Here is a 17,701-nt window from a genome sequence, read left to right as displayed (position 1 = left end):
GCTTACTTCAGCGTGCAGTCTCCGCATTGCTGAACGTCAGGCAGGCGATAGCGTTGGCAGCAGGTTCTGCGCACTAACAGCCCTTCACGCGGAACAACGGTACGCCATAGAGGATTATCCTGACCGCAGGAAAGTTGTTTCTCAAAAAAGCAGGTCTGGCGCAGCGTGGTCAGCAGTTCTTCACCTAACAACGGCTTCATTTCCGTTAAATACCAGTGAATTAAGTATCCGGTGTTGCTCCAGATAAGCTTTGCGTTGATCTCACCCGTTGCTTCCAGCGCCTGCACAACCGGCGTTAGCGCTGAGAGAATCAGCGTTTCCATGCGTTGTTGAGGAGACAGGGCTGTAGCCAGATGATCCTGATGGACATCGATCCAGAAGCAGGCTGCTCGGCCCGTTTCGTGGAATTCTACGTGCATGTGTTCAGGAGAGACGTCTATAGCCTCTTTTTGCGTCAGCAGGGCCACCATTAACGGAGGCATCATCAGGCCGATATACCATTGCGCCCAAAGAGATATCAGGGGCTTATTTTCGCGGGGCAGCGTGGGCTGGTTGCGATAGATATGGTCTGAATAAACAGCGAGCAATGAACTTAGCGTCGTCGGTTGCGTCCATTCATGCAGCGTCATTGCACCTGGCACAGGCGTTTCGTCAAGACGAATGAAGTCCAGCAAGTGCTCGCGAGTTTTGGCTATCGTTGCGCGTACGGCAGCAGCCAGCGAGGGCATCTCTGAGGGGAGATGGCTACGCCAGATGACATCTTCAACGATCGGTGCGGAACGATAAGCCATGTCGATACAAGGATGTTAATCTTAATGATAATGATTGCTAATCCTATAATTGGTGTTAGGCGATAGCAAGATCTTTGTCGCCATCTCGGGTGGCACCGCACAGAAAGCTCAGGTAGAAGGGCAGTTTACCCGTAGCTCATCGCTGACCAGAGTATTGTTACGCCCAAGATTCTTGGCCTCGTAAAGGGCTTTATCCGCTTTGGCAATAGCAGCATCAATATCCTGTTCGACCAGAGGTGCAATGCCGATACTGACGGTTACGTTGGTTGCCACGCTCTCATTAAACATGTGAGGGATTTTAAGGTCGTACACTTTCTGGCGGATACGTTCGGCGGCAGCCTGGGCCTGCTGTGGATCGACTGCGGTCAGCAAAATCATAAACTCTTCACCGCCAAAACGCGCCACCACATCCCTGGAGCGGACGGAGTCTCGGATGGCGGCAGAAACACGGATCAACGCCTGGTCGCCCATCATATGTCCGTAATGATCGTTATAGGATTTGAAATGGTCGATATCCAGCAGAAGAACGAAGTGTCTCGAATTACTTAGGGCCAACAGCGTATCGAGCCGGTGTTGCAGCCCCCGACGATTATACAAACCGGTTAGCGGGTCGAGCATGCTGAGCCCGTTCAGGGTTTCTCGTTCTTCCAGCAGTTTGTACATCAGTTGCTGAGCGAACCCATCGTAGCGCTTTTGTATCACATGCTGGATGGCGATACCGGCCATAGGCAGCGCCATAAAATAGAAAATCCGCAAACCATGCTCGCTGCCGTTAAGCCATAAACAAACGGCGACGGAGGGGAGTGAGTGGAGCGTAAACGCGATGATATTATTGGCAAAAGCGATAGAGCCAATAAACAGTACGCTGAGAAGCGCTATTAACAGGAAATAATAATCATTCTGACCTAAAGCATTATATTTCAATAATATGTGTAACGCCCATAACAAGCCAAAAACGATTGAAATAAAAGGGAGATTAATTCTTTTATCTGCGTATTTCCCATGCCATACCAGCAGCAGTGTACTCATCACCAGTATCAGCAACGCCGATACTGATAAGGCTTTGACCGCAAACAGTGGGAAAAAAAGCGTAAACAGCGCGGAGACTGCGTTGAGCAGCAGAAACAGTCGTAAAGAGAGTTGGTATTTTTTGGTGCGCAGAGTTCGCCAGGATTGTACTGTCATAGGTAAATATTGTTAGTTATCTGCAATGTACGAAGGTGTGTTGGTAAATAAAACAAATAACGAACGGGGTATCATTCGCAGAGGTTTTTATTGTTTTTAGTTGAAGAGCTAACCGGTGAGCAATTTATCACCTTGGGTTATTCATGTCATCAATCGTTAAGTAAAACTCATATAATTGATAGTGCTTCACGGCTGACAAATGAGAAATTTTATCATATGATATTGGTTATCATTATCAGTGTCATAGGTGGAATCATGTTGCAACGTACGCTGGGCAGTGGATGGGGTGTTCTGCTGCCGGGAATGCTGATTGCCGGGATGGCATATAGCGAGCTGTCGGTCTACGTATGGAAGGTGATGATTGTATTAGGATTACTACTGACTTCGCTCATGTTGTACCACAAGCGTTTACGGCACTTTGTTTTGTTACCTTCATGCGCGGCGCTGATTGGTGGCATTGTTCTGGTAATAATGAACTGGAATCAGGGATGAACAAAACTAGAGAAGGAAATCGAGAGGGAAATAAGATAATTGGTGCGAGGGGGGGGACTCGAACCCCCACATCCTAAGGACACTAACACCTGAAGCTAGCGCGTCTACCAATTCCGCCACCTTCGCACAGTCATCTTATTTGTTTGATATCGCCTCGTTGGTGCGAGGGGGGGGACTCGAACCCCCACATCCTAAGGACACTAACACCTGAAGCTAGCGCGTCTACCAATTCCGCCACCTTCGCCCAGTGCGAGCAATATCAACGTGGATTATGGTGCGAGGGGGGGGACTTGAACCCCCACGTCCGAAAGGACACTAACACCTGAAGCTAGCGCGTCTACCAATTCCGCCACCTTCGCATACCATCGACACTCAAAAAGTATCGTTACCACGGAGGCGAATTCTAGAGATTTTATGCAGGGCGTCAACTGTTAATTATCGAACTTAACGTGATTGCCGAAAAAAAAGGCGTTTCTTCTGCTTTGGCGTTTTATGCAGGCCGGATAAGCGATAGCGCCATCCGGCGTTGCTCGGTGTCACGCCAGATGGCGGCGTAAACGCCTTATCTGGCCTACAGCGGTTAGGCTTTTTTCGCCTGGCGCGTCATGATGGTGCGATAGACCTTAAAGCGCCCGGTCTGCGCGATAACTTCGTGGAAGCCAAACACTTCATCCAGAACCTTCGGATAAGGCAGGAAGGCGTTTGCCACGATACGCAGTTCACCGCCACTGTTCAGATGACGCACGGCGCCGCGAATCAGCGTTTGCGCGGCATCAAGGCTGGTCTGCATTCCGTCGTGGAACGGTGGGTTGGAGATGATCATATCAAATCGGCCCGTTACGTCAGAAAAGACGTTACTGGCGATGACGTCACCTTCAATGCCATTGGCTGCAAGCGTTGCGCGGCTTGCTTCAACGGCGGCGGCGCTAACATCGCACAGGGTTAAGCGCACTTTCGGCGAGTGGCTGGCCAAGGCGACGGAGAGAACGCCTGCGCCACAGCCGACATCCAGCACTTTGCCTTTGGTGTGCGGCGTCAGCGTGGAGAGCAGCAGTTGGCTGCCAACATCCAGGCCGTCACGGCTGAAGACGCCCGGCAGCGTTTTGATGGTCAGATTTTCTGTCTGGTATTCATCCCAGTATTTTTCTGCATCAAAGACCGGCTGTTTTTCCAGACGACCGTGGTACAGGCCACAGCGACGTGCGCTGTCGACTTTGTTTAACGGTGCGTATTCGGCCAGCATCTGCTCTGCGCTACGTACGCCGCTGCGATTCTCACCGACAACAAAAATATCGGTGCCAACCGGTAACAGCGACAGAATGTTCATCAACTGGAACTGGGCTTCCGGCTTATTCTTCGGCCAGTAGTAGATCAGCGTATCGCTATCGGCAACGTCATCGGCCTGCGCGATGAGGCTGAAGCGGACGTTGTCGCCCATCTGGCGGTTAAGCACCTGCCAGTGGTGAAGTTGCTGAGTGTGCGCTCGGCTGGCGGCGCTTTCAAAATGGGCAGGCAGGTCATCCTGCAAATCACCGGCAAACAGAATACGGCTTTGTTCGAAATCATCACTGTGGCGCAGCAAGACTTCACTTGCCGGGGTAAAAGCAGACATGGAATGCTCCTTAAATTGTACAGCGGGGGATTATAGTTGTTTGATGGCACGGATTCGACAAATTTGCTATATTTGCGCCCCTGATAGACAGGAGTGTTTCGCTATGACATCCCGACGAGACTGGCAGTTACAGCAACTGGGCATTACGCAGTGGTCGTTGCGTCGTCCTGGCGCACTGCAGGGCGAGATCGCGATTTCCATTCCTGCGCATGTCCGTTTGGTGATGGTTGCTGCACAGTTACCCGCGCTAACCGAACCATTGATGAGCGATATTTTACGCGCATTAACCGTCAGCCCGGATCAGGTTTTACAACTGACGCCTGACCGTGTCGCCATGCTGCCGCAAGGCAGTCGCTGTAATAGCTGGCGGCTGGGAACCGAAGAGCCGCTGCTGCTGGAGGGCGCTCAGGTCGAGAGTCCTGCGTTTAATGAATTACGGGAAAACCCAGCGGCACGCGCCGCGTTATGGCAACAAATCTGCGCATATGAACACGATTTCTTCCCTCGAACCGACTGATTTACCCGCAGCATTTCATATTGAAAAACGCGCCCACGCTTTTCCGTGGAGTGAAAAAACATTTGCCAGCAACCAGGGCGATCGCTATCTCAATTTTCAGTTGAGGGTTGATGACGTGATGGCGGCTTTTGCGATTACGCAGGTCGTGCTGGATGAAGCTACGCTGTTCAATATTGCCGTCGATCCTGACTTTCAGCGCCGTGGGCTGGGGCGTGAGCTGTTGGAGCATTTGATCGATGAGCTGGAAAAGCGTGGCATTTTGACGCTGTGGCTTGAAGTGCGCGCCTCGAATGCGGCCGCTATCGCGCTGTACGAAAGCTTAGGCTTTAACGAGGCGACGATCCGTCGCAATTACTATCCAACGGCCGATGGTCACGAAGACGCCATCATCATGGCGTTGCCAATCAGCATGTAAGACAAGGTGTAATGATGAAGAAGTGGGACTGGATTTTCTTTGATGCCGACGAAACGCTGTTTACATTTGACTCGTTTACCGGCTTACAGCGGATGTTTCTCGACTATAGCATTACCTTTACCGCTGAAGATTTTCAGGACTACCAGGCCGTGAATAAACCGCTGTGGGTGGATTACCAAAACGGCGCGATTACCTCATTACAACTGCAGCATGCCCGTTTTCAGAGCTGGGCCGAACGCCTGAAGGTTGAACCGGGCCAGCTTAATGATGCATTCATCAATGCGATGGCGGAGATCTGCTCGCCGTTGCCGGGGGCGGTTTCTCTGCTCAATGCGATTCGTGATAAAGCGAAAATCGGCATCATTACTAACGGCTTTACCGCGTTGCAGCAAATCCGCCTTGAGCGGACGGGGCTGCGCGATTATTTCGATCTGCTGGTGATTTCTGAGCAGGTTGGGGTGGCAAAACCTGATTCCCGTATTTTTGACCATGCGCTGGAGCAGGCGGGCAATCCTGACCGTTCTCGCGTGCTAATGGTGGGTGACACCGCAGAGTCCGATATTCTTGGCGGCATTAACGCCGGGCTATCCACCTGCTGGCTAAATACGCACCACCGCGAGCAGCCAGCGGGCATTCAGCCGACCTGGACCGTAGCGTCATTAAGCGAACTGGAGCAGCTCCTGTGTAAACACTGATTGCCTCCCCCCCGTTGATGGGTAAAATAGCCGCAATTTTTCGTATTCAACTTGCCCGGCCCGTTGCCGTGCTTACCTAAGAAGATTTGACTATGACGTTGTCTCCTTATTTGCAAGAGGTGGCCAAACGCCGCACTTTTGCCATTATTTCTCACCCGGATGCCGGTAAAACGACAATTACTGAAAAGGTATTGTTATTCGGACAGGCCATTCAGACCGCCGGTACGGTAAAAGGCCGTGGCTCCAGCCAGCATGCAAAATCTGACTGGATGGAAATGGAAAAGCAACGTGGTATCTCCATTACCACTTCTGTGATGCAGTTTCCGTATCATGACTGCCTGGTGAACCTGCTGGACACCCCGGGGCACGAAGACTTCTCCGAAGATACCTATCGTACTCTGACGGCGGTGGACTGTTGCCTGATGGTTATCGATGCTGCAAAAGGCGTTGAAGATCGTACCCGTAAGCTGATGGAAGTTACCCGTCTGCGCGATACGCCGATCCTGACCTTTATGAACAAACTCGACCGTGACATCCGCGATCCGATGGAGCTGCTGGATGAAGTTGAGAACGAACTGAAAATCGGCTGTGCGCCGATCACCTGGCCGATTGGCTGCGGTAAGTTGTTCAAAGGTGTCTATCACCTTTATAAAGATGAAACTTACCTGTATCAGACCGGTAAAGGCCACACCATTCAGGAAGTGCGTGTTGTTAAAGGTCTTAACAACCCGGAACTTGATACTGCCGTGGGTGAAGACCTGGCGCAGCAGCTGCGTGACGAGCTGGAGCTGGTGCAGGGCGCGTCCAACGAGTTCGACCATGAGTTGTTCCTTGCGGGCGAAATCACCCCGGTCTTCTTCGGTACCGCGTTGGGTAACTTCGGCGTTGACCATATGCTGGATGGCTTAGTGGAGTGGGCGCCTGCGCCGATGCCGCGTAAAACCGACACCCGCGTCGTCGAAGCCTCAGAAGAGAAGTTCACCGGTTTCGTGTTTAAAATTCAGGCCAACATGGACCCGAAACACCGTGACCGTGTGGCGTTCATGCGTGTGGTATCCGGCAAGTATGAGAAAGGCATGAAAATGCGCCAGGTGCGCATTGGTAAAGACGTGGTGATCTCCGATGCACTCACCTTTATGGCCGGTGACCGTTCTCATGTGGAAGAAGCGTATCCGGGCGATATTCTTGGTCTACATAACCATGGCACTATCCAGATCGGCGATACCTTTACCCAGGGCGAAATGATGAAGTTCACCGGTATTCCGAACTTCGCGCCGGAGCTGTTCCGTCGTATTCGCCTGAAGGATCCATTGAAGCAGAAACAGCTGCTGAAAGGGCTGGTTCAGCTGTCAGAAGAGGGTGCCGTGCAGGTATTCCGTCCGATCGCCAACAACGATCTGATTGTTGGTGCGGTGGGTGTGCTGCAGTTTGACGTGGTGGTTTCACGTCTGAAGAGCGAGTACAACGTTGAAGCGATTTATGAATCCGTCAATGTGGCGACTGCACGCTGGGTAGAATGTTCTGACGTGAAGAAATTCGAAGAATTTAAGCGTAAGAACGAAATTCAGCTGGCGCTGGATGGCGGCGATAACCTCACCTATATCGCGCCAACCATGGTTAACCTGAATCTCACCCAGGAACGTTACCCGGACGTTCAGTTCCGTAAAACACGCGAACACTAATCGACCTTCCAGGGCACGGTATCCGCCGTGCCCTGCAACTTTCCCTGTCTTTTAAATCCCTTGCGGAATGTTCTTAAAACTTCGCGTTTTTCTTTTGTTTGCCTGTTTTTTAGTCAAATTGGGCAGCGATCACGAAATCCTGAACTATATTTAACAATGTGATGACATAAATATCGGCGTTAAATGCTTTTTAGGCTGCCTGTTGCAGCTTCTATTGCTGATATTTATTCCACTTACAAAATTAGTTGCTGGTTCAGGCCGTGTAACGGCAGAGCCTGGCTTTTAGCAAAACATACAGGAATACATCGATGACAATGACAGGACTTAAGATTTCTAAAACGCTGCTGGCCGTGATGCTGACCTCCGCTGTTGCAACGGGTTCTGCTTATGCAGAAAACGCCACGACGGATAAAGCGCAATCCGGCGTCGAAAGTGCGGGGCAGAAAGTCGATAGCTCTATGAACAAAGTCGGTAATTTCATGGATGACAGCACCATCACCGCGAAAGTAAAAGCCGCGCTGGTGGACCACGATAGCATTAAGAGCACCGATATTTCCGTCAAGACCGATCAGAAAGTAGTAACGCTAAGCGGCTTTGTTGAAAGCCAGGCGCAGGCTGAAGAAGCGGTGAAAGTGGCGAAAGGCGTTGAGGGTGTGACCTCCGTTAGCGACAAACTGCACGTGCGTGATAGTAAAGAAACCTCCGTTAAAGGCTATGCGGGCGATACGGCAATCACCAGTGAAGTAAAAGCGAAGCTGCTGGCCGATGATATTGTCCCTTCACGCAAGGTGAAAGTTGAGACCACCGATGGCGTTGTGCAACTTTCAGGCTCTGTCGATTCACAAGCTCAAAGCGATCGCGCTGAGAGCATCGCCAAAGCGATTGATGGCGTGAAAAGCGTCAAAAACGATCTCAAAACTCACTAATTAGACTTAATTCGCCCTCCTGACGTTTGTCGGGAGGCGTATTGTGCACCACACTGAAAATATCGCCGATGGGTAGCCTGAGCGCTCATATCAAGCGGTGAAATTAACTATGGTAAAGGAGAAGCATATGTTTCGATGGGGCATCATATTTCTGGTTATCGCGTTAATTGCCGCTGCACTGGGTTTTGGTGGACTGGCGGGTACCGCTGCAGGCGCAGCGAAAATTGTTTTTGTGGTGGGTATCATTCTGTTTCTGGTCAGCCTGTTTACCGGGCGTAAACGACCCTAGTACGTAAACCGTAAAGATAACTTGCTACTGAGCCAGTCCAGCGGACTGGCTTTTACGGTTTTAGCTGCAGGCAATTTGCGTTACTTTGTTGTCCTATTACAAAAACAACAGGAAGGCAGAGGTGGGGCAGAGAATACCCGTCACGCTCGGTAATATCGCGCCGTTATCGTTACGTCCGTTTCAACCAGGCAGTATGGCGCTGGTGTGCGAGGGCGGGGGACAAAGAGGCATCTTCACCGCAGGCGTACTGGATGAATTCATGCGCGCGCAGTTCAATCCCTTTGATCTCTTCTACGGGACGTCCGCTGGTGCGCAAAACCTTTCAGCTTATCTCTGTAACCAGCCCGGTTACGGTCGTAAAGTCATCATGCGTTACACTACCCGACGTGAGTTTTTTGACCCGGTGCGCTTTGTGCGCGGGGGAAACTTAATCGATCTCGACTGGCTGGTGGATTCGACCTCGTCCCAAATGCCGCTGGCGATGGACAACGCTGAGCGCTTGTTTGCCGCGGGGAAAGCGTTTTATATGTGCGCCTGTCGGGGTGATGACTACACGCCGGGCTATTTTTCGCCGAACCGGCAAAACTGGCTCGATCTTATTCGTGCCTCCAGCGCGATTCCCGGGTTCTACCGCACAGGGGTTGTGCTGGACGGCGTGAATTACCTGGATGGGGGCGTCAGCGACGCCATTCCCGTGCAGGAAGCGGCGAAGCAGGGGGCGAAAACGCTGGTGGTTATCCGCACTGTGCCTTCGCAAATGTATTACACCCCGCAGTGGTTCAAGCGTATGGAACGCTGGCTGGGCGAAAGCAGCCTGCAACCACTGTTGAATCTGGTGCAGCACCATGAAGCCACCTATCGCGCGATTCAGAGCTTTATTGAGAAACCGCCGGGCAAGCTGCGTATCTTTGAGATCTACCCTCCCAAACCGCTCCATAGCATGGCGTTGGGAAGTCGTATTCCGGCCTTGCGGGAAGACTACAAAACCGGACGCCTGTGCGGTCGTTACTTCCTCGCTACCGTCGGCAAACTGCTGGGGAAAAACGTGCCGCTGTCTCGTCAGACGCCGAAGATTGTGGTGCCGGGACCGGTGGTGGTTCCTCCCGCGCCGGTGGCCAACGATGCCCACGCGCCGGTGGTGGCCAATGCGCCTCAGGCCAACGATACAACGTTTAATAATGAGGATTTGGCGTGAGTTATCGTTTTATCGATACGCACTGTCACTTTGATTTCCCGCCGTTTACCGGCGATGAACCTGTCAGCATTCAGCGCGCGGCGGAGGTTGGTGTACAGAGCATTATCGTTCCGGCCACCCAGGCGGCGAATTTTTCCCGTGTACTGGCGTTAGCGGAAAATTATCCTCCATTATTTGCCGCGCTTGGTTTACATCCCATTGTTATTGAACAACATAGTGATGACTGCCTGGACCAGTTGCAACAGGTGCTGGATAAGCGCCCACAAAAGCTGGTGGCGGTAGGTGAGATTGGATTGGATCTGTATCGCGACGATCCGCAATTCGACAAGCAAGAGCGGGTGCTGGAAGCGCAACTTAAGCTGGCGAAGCGGTACGAACTGCCGGTGATCCTGCATTCGCGACGCACGCATGACAAGCTGGCGATGTACCTTAAACGCCATGCTTTGCCACGAACAGGCGTGGTGCATGGGTTTTCCGGGAGCGTGCAGCAGGCCGAACGCTTTGTACAACTGGGATACAAAATTGGCGTGGGCGGCACCATTACCTATCCGCGCGCCAGTAAAACCCGCGAAGTAATGGCGCAGCTGCCGCTCGAGTCGCTGTTGCTGGAAACCGACGCGCCGGATATGCCGCTCAACGGCTTTCAGGGGCAGCCTAATCGCCCGGAGCAGGTAGTCAGAGTCTTTGACGTCTTATGTGAACTGCGCCCGGAACCTGCGGACGTGATCGCTGACGCGCTGTATCGTAATACCACGGCGTTGTTTGATTTTTGAATTCCGGATGCGGCGCTATTGCATCGCATCCGGCCATCACAGGTACAGCGCCGGGAAAATCAAATTATCCACCCCACGTTCGCGCAATCTTTGCGCCAGGTGTTCCACATCCTCCGGCGTGGCGCTCGGCCAGTCCTTCGCTTCGCCATACACCCCGTGCGCATGAAAGGCATTCAGCCGTACCGGCACGTCACCTGAACCTCTGATAAACGCCGCCAGCGCATCAATATGCTGTAGATAATCCACCTGACCAGGGATAACCAGCAGGCGCAGTTCCGCAAGTTTCCCTTGCCCGGACAGAAAGGTAATGCTTTGTTTAATCAGCGTGTTATCGCGACCGGTCAACTGACGATGACACGTGCTGTCCCAGGCTTTTAAATCCAGCATTACGCCGTCGCACACCGGCAGCAGCTTCTGCCAGCCGGTTTCGCTCAGCATGCCATTGCTGTCGACCATACAGGTCAAGTGTTGCAGTTGCGGATCGGTTTTGATCGCACGAAACAGCGCCACAATAAACGGTAGCTGGGTTGTCGCTTCGCCGCCGCTGACCGTAATTCCCTCAATAAACAGTGCTGCCTTGCGAATATGCTGCAGCACCTCATCAACGCTCATGGTCTGCGCCATCGGCGTGGCCTGCTGGGGGCACATATGAAGGCAGGTGTCACACTGCTGACACAAATCGGACTGCCACCACACTTTCCCCGCGCTCAGGCTCAGCGCCTCATGCGGGCAATGCAGCACACACTCCCCGCAGTCGTTGCAGCGTCCCATCGTCCACGGATTGTGGCAATTTTTACAGCGCAGATTACATCCCTGCAGAAACAGAGCCAGGCGACTGCCCGGCCCGTCGACGCAGGAGAAAGGGATAATCTTACTTACCGAAGCGCATCTGCTGTTCATGGCTAATCACGCGAGGTTGTCGTTCCAGAATGCGCGTATTACGCGCTGCTTCTTCGCCAAGCCAGGTGGTGTTGGTGCGAGAACCTTCGGCGCGATATTTTTCCAGATCCGACAGACGCACCATGTAACCCGTAACGCGAACCAGATCGTTGCCGCTCACGTTGGCGGTAAACTCACGCATCCCGGCTTTAAATGCGCCGAGGCACAGCTGCGCCAGCGCCTGAGGATTGCGCTTGATGGTTTCATCCAGCGTGAGAATGTCGCTGATCCCGGCGTGATAAAACGCGTGATGCGGTGCGACGGTTTGCAGATGAGTGATCGGGTCTGGTTCATCGCCGTAAGGCAGGCGTGCACCCGGTGTGGTGCCGATGTCAGAACTGATCCCCGACTGTGCATGCAGCATCGCGCGCTGCTTCCAGCCATATTTCACCGGGGTGCTTTCGACAAACTCCGCCAATTGGGCGCTGATGCGATAGCCAAGCTGATTGGCGAACTCATCTTTTCCGTAGCGCGCATTTTGTCCCGCCTTATCGCACAGTAGATTCACCGCCTCCGCCAGGCCATACATGCCGAACATAGGCACAAAACGTTCGGGATCAATCAACCCTTCCTGCACGAGGAAGCTATTCTCAAAGAAATGTGATTTTTCATAGAGGAATTCACATCGTGAATCAATGATGGCGATTTGCTGTTGGCAATAGTGCGGTAGAGTGCGCGTAAAGAAGTCATCGACAGAGGCGCTGCGCTCTGCGATGGCTTTCAGATTAAGCCTGACCAGCGTGCTACCACCCCCGGCGAGCGGCAAAGAGTTGTAACAGCTGACGACGCCATACTGACCTTTTGTGAAAATTTTATCATTTTCAGGGCCGTTGGAAATATGTGGCTTACTGCACTCGCAGATATTTTTCGCCACGCTGAGCAGCAGATCGTCAGGTGTGATTTGCGGGTCATAAATGAATGTCAGATTAGGTGAAACCTGCTTTAACTCTGCATCTGCGCGTAAAATTGCACGGGTAACTGGAGTATCGGCGGGGCCGATATTGGCATGCATAAACGCGTCTGGCAGGGTTCTGTCGAGATAACGCCAGAAACGTTTTATTCGAATATCGATCTCTTCTTGTGTTAGAATTCTAACATACGGTTGCAGCAGCGCATCGAGCTGGCCGAGATAAACCGGCATCGACGTCACTGACGGAACGTGGTGGTACAGGATGGTGAGTAAGGATAACGCATCATCAAGATCGCTGGCGCCTTCCAGCTCCAGCCACGATGAACCATTGGCCAGAAAACGCGCGTAATCGGGTAAAACGTAGCGCGGTTTGAACGGGGCATGACCTTCGTACATATCGCAGATTACCCCATCATCCAGCGCCTGACGTGCCTGTGCAGGTAGTTGCGGATAAGGCAGCGCGTTTTCAGCTTCCAGCGCCAGAAAGTGGCGTTTCTGCTCAGGGCTGAGCACCGGGCTGGTCACGATTTGTTGGCAACGCTGTTGCAGCGCGAGTTCGCTTGAAGTGGGCATCGTTGATTCCTTTTTGTCCCGAAGGTGTAACGCCATTGTAGAAAGCAACGCCGCCACAACCTTTGATCCGGATGCGCCTGATGCCACGGCATCCCTTTAGAAAAGGTAATTTATTTGAAGTAGATCTCATTAGAGTAATGCAAATCTGTATGTGGTTTTCATTAACTGTGATGTATATCGAAGTGTAATAGCGAGCGGATGTTAGAATACTAACAAACTCGCAAGGTGAAATTTTATACGGCGATGCCGTTGGAGAATGTTATGACCGATTTAACAGCAAGCAGCCTGCGTGCACTGAAACTGATGGACCTGACCACCCTGAATGACGACGACACCAATGAAAAAGTGATCGCGCTGTGTCATCAGGCGAAGACCCCGGTTGGCAACACTGCCGCAATCTGTATCTATCCGCGTTTCATCCCTATTGCGCGTAAGTCTCTGAAAGAGCAGGGTACGCCGGACATCCGCATTGCAACCGTCACCAACTTCCCGCACGGCAACGACGACATCGAGATTGCGCTGGCGGAAACCCGCGCGGCGATCGCCTACGGTGCCGATGAAGTTGACGTGGTGTTCCCGTACCGTGCGCTAATCGCCGGTAACGAGCAGATTGGTTTTGATCTGGTTAAAGCTTGCAAAGACGCGTGTGCGGCGGCAAACGTGCTGCTGAAAGTGATCATCGAAACCGGTGAGCTGAAAGAAGAAGCACTGATTCGCAAAGCGTCTGAAATCTCCATCAAAGCCGGTGCTGATTTCATCAAAACGTCTACCGGTAAAGTGCCGGTCAATGCGACGCCGGAAAGCGCACGCATCATGATGGAAGTGATCCGCGACATGGGTGTTTCTAAAACTGTAGGTTTCAAACCGGCTGGCGGAGTGCGTACTGCAGAAGATGCACAGCAGTTCCTGGCGATTGCCGATGAACTGTTTGGCGCTGACTGGGCTGATTCTCGTCACTACCGTTTTGGCGCATCCAGCCTGCTGGCTAGCTTGCTGAAAGCGCTGGGTCACGGCGACGGCAAGAGCGCAAGCAGCTACTAAGCCCGTAGGCCGGATAAGGCGCAGCCGCCATCCGGCATTAAGACGACTGCCGGGTGGCGCGTTGCTTACCCGGCTTACAACGGCCTTCTACTCTTTTCCCCTGGGGGTTACCGTGTTTCTCGCACAAGAAATTATTCGTAAAAAACGTGATGGTCATGCGCTGAGCGATGAAGAAATTCGTTTTTTTATCAATGGCATTCGCGACAATACCATCTCTGAAGGGCAAATCGCCGCCCTGGCGATGACCATTTTTTTCCACGATATGACAATGCCTGAGCGTGTTTCGCTGACCATGGCAATGCGTGATTCAGGAACCGTGCTGGACTGGAAAAGCCTGCAGTTGAACGGCCCGATTGTGGATAAACACTCTACCGGCGGTGTAGGTGACGTAACGTCACTGATGTTAGGCCCGATGGTTGCTGCGTGCGGCGGCTATATTCCGATGATCTCCGGGCGTGGCCTGGGGCATACCGGCGGTACGCTCGATAAACTGGAAGCGATTCCTGGATTTGACATCTTCCCGGACGACGCGCGTTTCCGTGAAATTATTAAAGACGTGGGTGTGGCGATTATTGGGCAAACCAGCTCGCTCGCACCGGCGGATAAACGTTTTTATGCCACCCGCGATATTACCGCGACGGTGGATTCCATCCCGCTGATTACCGGTTCCATTCTGGCGAAAAAACTGGCGGAAGGGCTGGATGCGCTGGTGATGGATGTGAAAGTGGGCAGCGGTGCTTTTATGCCGACCTACGAGCTTTCTGAAGCCCTTGCTGAAGCGATTGTCGGCGTGGCAAACGGTGCGGGTGTACGTACCACCGCGCTGTTAACTGATATGAACCAGGTGTTGGCCTCCAGCGCAGGTAACGCGGTCGAAGTCCGCGAAGCGGTGCAGTTCCTGACCGGTGAATACCGCAATCCACGTCTGTTAGACGTCACCATGGCGCTGTGCGTGGAAATGCTGATCTCCGGCAACCTGGCGAAAGATGACGCCGAAGCCCGTGCGAAATTGCAGACGGTGCTGGATAACGGCAAAGCAGCAGAGATTTTTGGTCGCATGGTGGCGGCGCAAAAAGGCCCGACCGATTTCGTCGAAAATTATGCGAAGTACCTGCCGACGGCAATGCTCAGCAAAGCGGTATATGCTGATACCGAAGGCTTTGTCAGCGCGATGGATACCCGTGCGCTGGGAATGGCGGTTGTTTCCATGGGTGGCGGTCGTCGTCAGGCATCGGACACCATTGATTACAGCGTTGGCTTTAGCGATATGGCGCGTCTGGGCGACAGCGTAGACGGACAGCGCCCACTGGCGGTGATCCACGCCAAAGACGAAGCCAGCTGGCAGGAAGCGGCGAAAGCGGTCAAAGCGGCAATTAGCCTTGACGATAAAGCGCCAGAAATTACACCGACAGTCTATCGTCGTATTACCGAATAACTGTATACTGATCTGATCGCTTTTTTGCGGCGCAGATGTATGGAGAACAAGATGAAACGTGCATTTATTATGGTGCTGGACTCCTTTGGTATTGGTGCGACTGAAGATGCGGATCGCTTTGGCGACGTAGGTTCAGACACTATGGGACACATTGCAGAAGCCTGTGCGAAAGGTGAAGCTGACAATGGTCGCAAAGGTCCACTGAATCTGCCTAACCTGACCCGTCTGGGCCTGGTGAAAGCTCACGAAGGTTCTACTGGTAAAATTGCTGCTGGCATGGACGGCAACGCGGAAGTGATTGGTGCCTACGCATGGGCGCATGAACTTTCTTCCGGGAAAGACACGCCGTCTGGCCACTGGGAAATCGCGGGTGTTCCGGTTCTGTTTGACTGGGGATATTTCTCCGATCACGAAAACAGCTTCCCGCAAGAACTGCTGGATAAACTGGTAAAACGTGCCAACCTGCCGGGCTACCTCGGCAACTGCCACTCTTCCGGTACCGTGATCCTGGATCAACTGGGTGAAGAGCATATGAAAACCGGCAAGCCGATTTTCTATACCTCCGCTGACTCCGTGTTCCAGATTGCCTGCCACGAAGAGACTTTTGGCCTGGATAAGCTCTATGAGCTGTGCGAAATCGCCCGTGAAGAGCTGACCGAAGGTGGTTACAACATCGGTCGTGTTATCGCCCGTCCGTTTATCGGCGATAAAGCCGGTAACTTCCAGCGTACCGGTAACCGTCACGACCTGGCCGTTGAGCCGCCAGCACCGACCGTGTTGCAGAAACTGGTCGACGAGAAAGACGGTCACGTGGTTTCCGTCGGTAAAATCGCGGATATCTACGCTAACTGCGGCATCACCAAAAAAGTGAAAGCCACCGGTCTGGACGCGTTGTTCGACGCCACCATCAAAGAGATGAAAGAAGCCGGTGATAAGACCATCGTCTTCACCAACTTCGTTGATTTCGACTCTTCCTGGGGACATCGTCGCGATATCGCCGGTTATGCTGCGGGCCTGGAACTGTTCGACCGCCGTTTGCCTGAGTTGATGGAGCTGGTGGGTGAAGATGACATTCTGATCCTGACCGCTGACCACGGCTGCGACCCAAGCTGGACCGGCACTGACCATACCCGTGAGCACATTCCGGTACTGGTTTACGGCCCGAAAGTGAAACCAGGTTCTTTAGGTCACCGTGAAACCTTCGCGGATATCGGTCAGACGCTGGCGAGCTACTTTGGTACGTCGCCGATGGACTACGGTAAAAATATGCTCTGATGCAATTGCCCGGTGGCGCTTCGCTTACCGGGCCTACGGTTTTGTAGGCCGGGTAAGGCGCAGCCGCCACCCGGCAAAAACAACAATATAAAAGGAACTGAAGATGGCAACTCCACATATTAATGCAGAAATGGGTGATTTCGCTGACGTCGTATTGATGCCGGGCGACCCGCTGCGTGCAAAGCATATTGCTGAAACTTTCCTCGAAGATGTTCGTGAAGTGAACAACGTTCGCGGCATGTTAGGCTTCACCGGTACTTACAAAGGCCGTAAGATCTCCGTAATGGGCCACGGTATGGGTATCCCGTCCTGCTCCATCTACACCAAAGAGCTGATCACCGACTTCGGCGTGAAGAAAATCATTCGCGTAGGCTCCTGCGGCGCTGTGCGTATGGACGTTAAACTGCGTGACGTGGTTATCGGTATGGGCGCTTGCACCGACTCCAAAGTTAACCGTATCCGTTTTAAAGATCATGACTTTGCAGCTATCGCTGACTTCGACATGGTGCGTAACGCAGTTGATGCGGCAAAAGCGCTGGGTGTAGACGCTCGCGTTGGCAACCTGTTCTCCGCTGACCTGTTCTACTCTCCGGATGGTGAAATGTTCGACGTGATGGAAAAATACGGCGTGCTGGGCGTGGAAATGGAAGCGGCGGGTATCTACGGCGTGGCGGCGGAATTCGGTGCGAAAGCGCTGACCATCTGCACCGTATCCGACCATATCCGTACCCACGAGCAGACCACTGCCGCTGAGCGTCAGACGACCTTCAACGACATGATCAAAATCGCACTGGAATCCGTTCTGCTGGGCGATAAAGAGTAAGTTTTGTTGTGGCCCGGAGGCGCTTCGCTGGCCGGGCCTACGGGAATGCCGCTATTAATGCCTGATGGCGCTTCGCTTATCAGGCCTACGGGAGCGGTCTTGTAGGCCGGATAAGGCGCAGCCGCCATCCGGC

18 protein-coding genes and 3 tRNA genes are annotated in these 17,701 nt (G+C 52.9%); 13 read left to right on the top strand and 8 right to left on the bottom strand.

Annotation, left to right across the window (positions count from 1 at the left end; translation table 11 throughout):
• Positions 1-2: 2 nt before the first annotated feature.
• Positions 3-791, bottom strand: a complete 789-nt coding sequence (gene fhuF / locus OGX66_RS18490; RefSeq protein ID WP_003837247.1) for a siderophore-iron reductase FhuF — start codon at positions 789-791, stop codon at positions 3-5.
• A gap of 108 nt (positions 792-899) precedes the next feature.
• Positions 900-1,976 (bottom strand): GGDEF domain-containing protein, encoded by a 1,077-nt coding sequence (locus OGX66_RS18485; RefSeq protein WP_003845616.1) that lies wholly within the window; start codon positions 1,974-1,976, stop codon positions 900-902.
• 255 nt (positions 1,977-2,231) lie between these two features.
• Here OGX66_RS18485 and OGX66_RS18480 point away from each other — a divergent pair, with 255 nt between their 5' ends.
• Positions 2,232-2,468 (top strand): DUF1435 domain-containing protein, encoded by a 237-nt coding sequence (locus tag OGX66_RS18480; RefSeq protein ID WP_072144002.1) that lies wholly within the window; start codon positions 2,232-2,234, stop codon positions 2,466-2,468.
• 40 nt (positions 2,469-2,508) lie between these two features.
• Here OGX66_RS18480 and OGX66_RS18475 read toward each other — a convergent pair.
• The 4 genes from OGX66_RS18475 to rsmC all read right to left on the bottom strand — a co-directional run bounded on the left by OGX66_RS18475 (position 2,509) and on the right by rsmC (position 4,080).
• Positions 2,509-2,594, bottom strand: a tRNA-Leu gene (locus OGX66_RS18475).
• 32 nt (positions 2,595-2,626) lie between these two features.
• Positions 2,627-2,712: transfer RNA gene (locus tag OGX66_RS18470), tRNA-Leu, on the bottom strand.
• Between the two features lie 28 nt (positions 2,713-2,740).
• Positions 2,741-2,827, bottom strand: a tRNA-Leu gene (locus OGX66_RS18465).
• Positions 2,828-3,048: 221 nt separating this feature from the next.
• Entirely contained in the window at positions 3,049-4,080 is a 1,032-nt protein-coding gene (rsmC, locus tag OGX66_RS18460; RefSeq protein ID WP_003837251.1) for a 16S rRNA (guanine(1207)-N(2))-methyltransferase RsmC, read from the bottom strand.
• 103 nt (positions 4,081-4,183) lie between these two features.
• Here rsmC and holD point away from each other — a divergent pair, with 103 nt between their 5' ends.
• The 8 genes from holD (at position 4,184) to OGX66_RS18420 (ending at position 10,572) form a co-directional block, all read left to right on the top strand.
• Positions 4,184-4,597 (top strand): DNA polymerase III subunit psi, encoded by a 414-nt coding sequence (gene holD, locus OGX66_RS18455; protein WP_003837254.1) that lies wholly within the window; start codon positions 4,184-4,186, stop codon positions 4,595-4,597.
• Complete coding sequence (gene rimI / locus OGX66_RS18450; protein WP_003019092.1) at positions 4,566-5,012, top strand: ribosomal protein S18-alanine N-acetyltransferase; 447 nt, start codon at positions 4,566-4,568, stop codon at positions 5,010-5,012. The genes holD and rimI overlap by 32 nt, the downstream gene beginning before the upstream one ends.
• Before the next feature lie 14 nt (positions 5,013-5,026).
• Positions 5,027-5,707 (top strand): pyrimidine 5'-nucleotidase, encoded by a 681-nt coding sequence (gene yjjG, locus OGX66_RS18445; RefSeq protein WP_003019088.1) that lies wholly within the window; start codon positions 5,027-5,029, stop codon positions 5,705-5,707.
• Positions 5,708-5,799: 92 nt separating this feature from the next.
• Entirely contained in the window at positions 5,800-7,389 is a 1,590-nt protein-coding gene (prfC, locus tag OGX66_RS18440) for a peptide chain release factor 3 (protein ID WP_003019086.1), read from the top strand.
• Between the two features lie 308 nt (positions 7,390-7,697).
• Positions 7,698-8,315 (top strand): molecular chaperone OsmY, encoded by a 618-nt coding sequence (osmY, locus tag OGX66_RS18435; RefSeq protein ID WP_003837258.1) that lies wholly within the window; start codon positions 7,698-7,700, stop codon positions 8,313-8,315.
• Positions 8,316-8,442: 127 nt separating this feature from the next.
• Complete coding sequence (locus OGX66_RS18430) at positions 8,443-8,604, top strand: DUF1328 domain-containing protein (protein WP_003019081.1); 162 nt, start codon at positions 8,443-8,445, stop codon at positions 8,602-8,604.
• Positions 8,605-8,725: 121 nt separating this feature from the next.
• Entirely contained in the window at positions 8,726-9,799 is a 1,074-nt protein-coding gene (locus tag OGX66_RS18425) for a patatin-like phospholipase family protein (RefSeq protein WP_016149513.1), read from the top strand.
• On the top strand, positions 9,796-10,572 hold the full coding sequence (locus OGX66_RS18420; RefSeq protein WP_032948474.1) for a metal-dependent hydrolase: 777 nt from the start codon (positions 9,796-9,798) through the stop codon (positions 10,570-10,572). Before OGX66_RS18425 ends, OGX66_RS18420 begins: the two co-directional genes overlap by 4 nt.
• Before the next feature lie 36 nt (positions 10,573-10,608).
• Here the strand turns inward: OGX66_RS18420 and OGX66_RS18415 are convergent, their stop codons facing one another.
• A complete protein-coding gene (locus OGX66_RS18415; protein ID WP_003837280.1) occupies positions 10,609-11,472 on the bottom strand; it encodes a YjjW family glycine radical enzyme activase in 864 nt (287 codons plus the stop codon).
• Positions 11,444-12,994, bottom strand: a complete 1,551-nt coding sequence (locus OGX66_RS18410; protein ID WP_044713006.1) for a YjjI family glycine radical enzyme — start codon at positions 12,992-12,994, stop codon at positions 11,444-11,446. Before OGX66_RS18410 ends, OGX66_RS18415 begins: the two co-directional genes overlap by 29 nt.
• A gap of 261 nt (positions 12,995-13,255) precedes the next feature.
• Between OGX66_RS18410 and deoC the strand changes: the two genes are divergently transcribed.
• The 4 genes from deoC to deoD all read left to right on the top strand — a co-directional run bounded on the left by deoC (position 13,256) and on the right by deoD (position 17,568).
• On the top strand, positions 13,256-14,035 hold the full coding sequence (gene deoC, locus OGX66_RS18405; RefSeq protein WP_197557723.1) for a deoxyribose-phosphate aldolase: 780 nt from the start codon (positions 13,256-13,258) through the stop codon (positions 14,033-14,035).
• A 112-nt stretch (positions 14,036-14,147) separates the two neighbouring features.
• Positions 14,148-15,470, top strand: a complete 1,323-nt coding sequence (deoA, locus tag OGX66_RS18400; RefSeq protein WP_003845626.1) for a thymidine phosphorylase — start codon at positions 14,148-14,150, stop codon at positions 15,468-15,470.
• A 51-nt stretch (positions 15,471-15,521) separates the two neighbouring features.
• On the top strand, positions 15,522-16,745 hold the full coding sequence (gene deoB / locus OGX66_RS18395) for a phosphopentomutase (RefSeq protein ID WP_003019037.1): 1,224 nt from the start codon (positions 15,522-15,524) through the stop codon (positions 16,743-16,745).
• A 103-nt stretch (positions 16,746-16,848) separates the two neighbouring features.
• Entirely contained in the window at positions 16,849-17,568 is a 720-nt protein-coding gene (gene deoD, locus OGX66_RS18390) for a purine-nucleoside phosphorylase (protein WP_000224864.1), read from the top strand.
• The last annotated feature ends 133 nt before the right edge of the window (positions 17,569-17,701 follow it).

Source organism: Citrobacter sp. Cf072, assembly GCF_030334485.1.
GTDB lineage: Bacteria > Pseudomonadota > Gammaproteobacteria > Enterobacterales > Enterobacteriaceae > Citrobacter > Citrobacter freundii.
The sequence above is the reverse complement of the archived record's forward strand: the minus strand, read 5'-3'. Positions and strand labels throughout refer to the sequence as shown.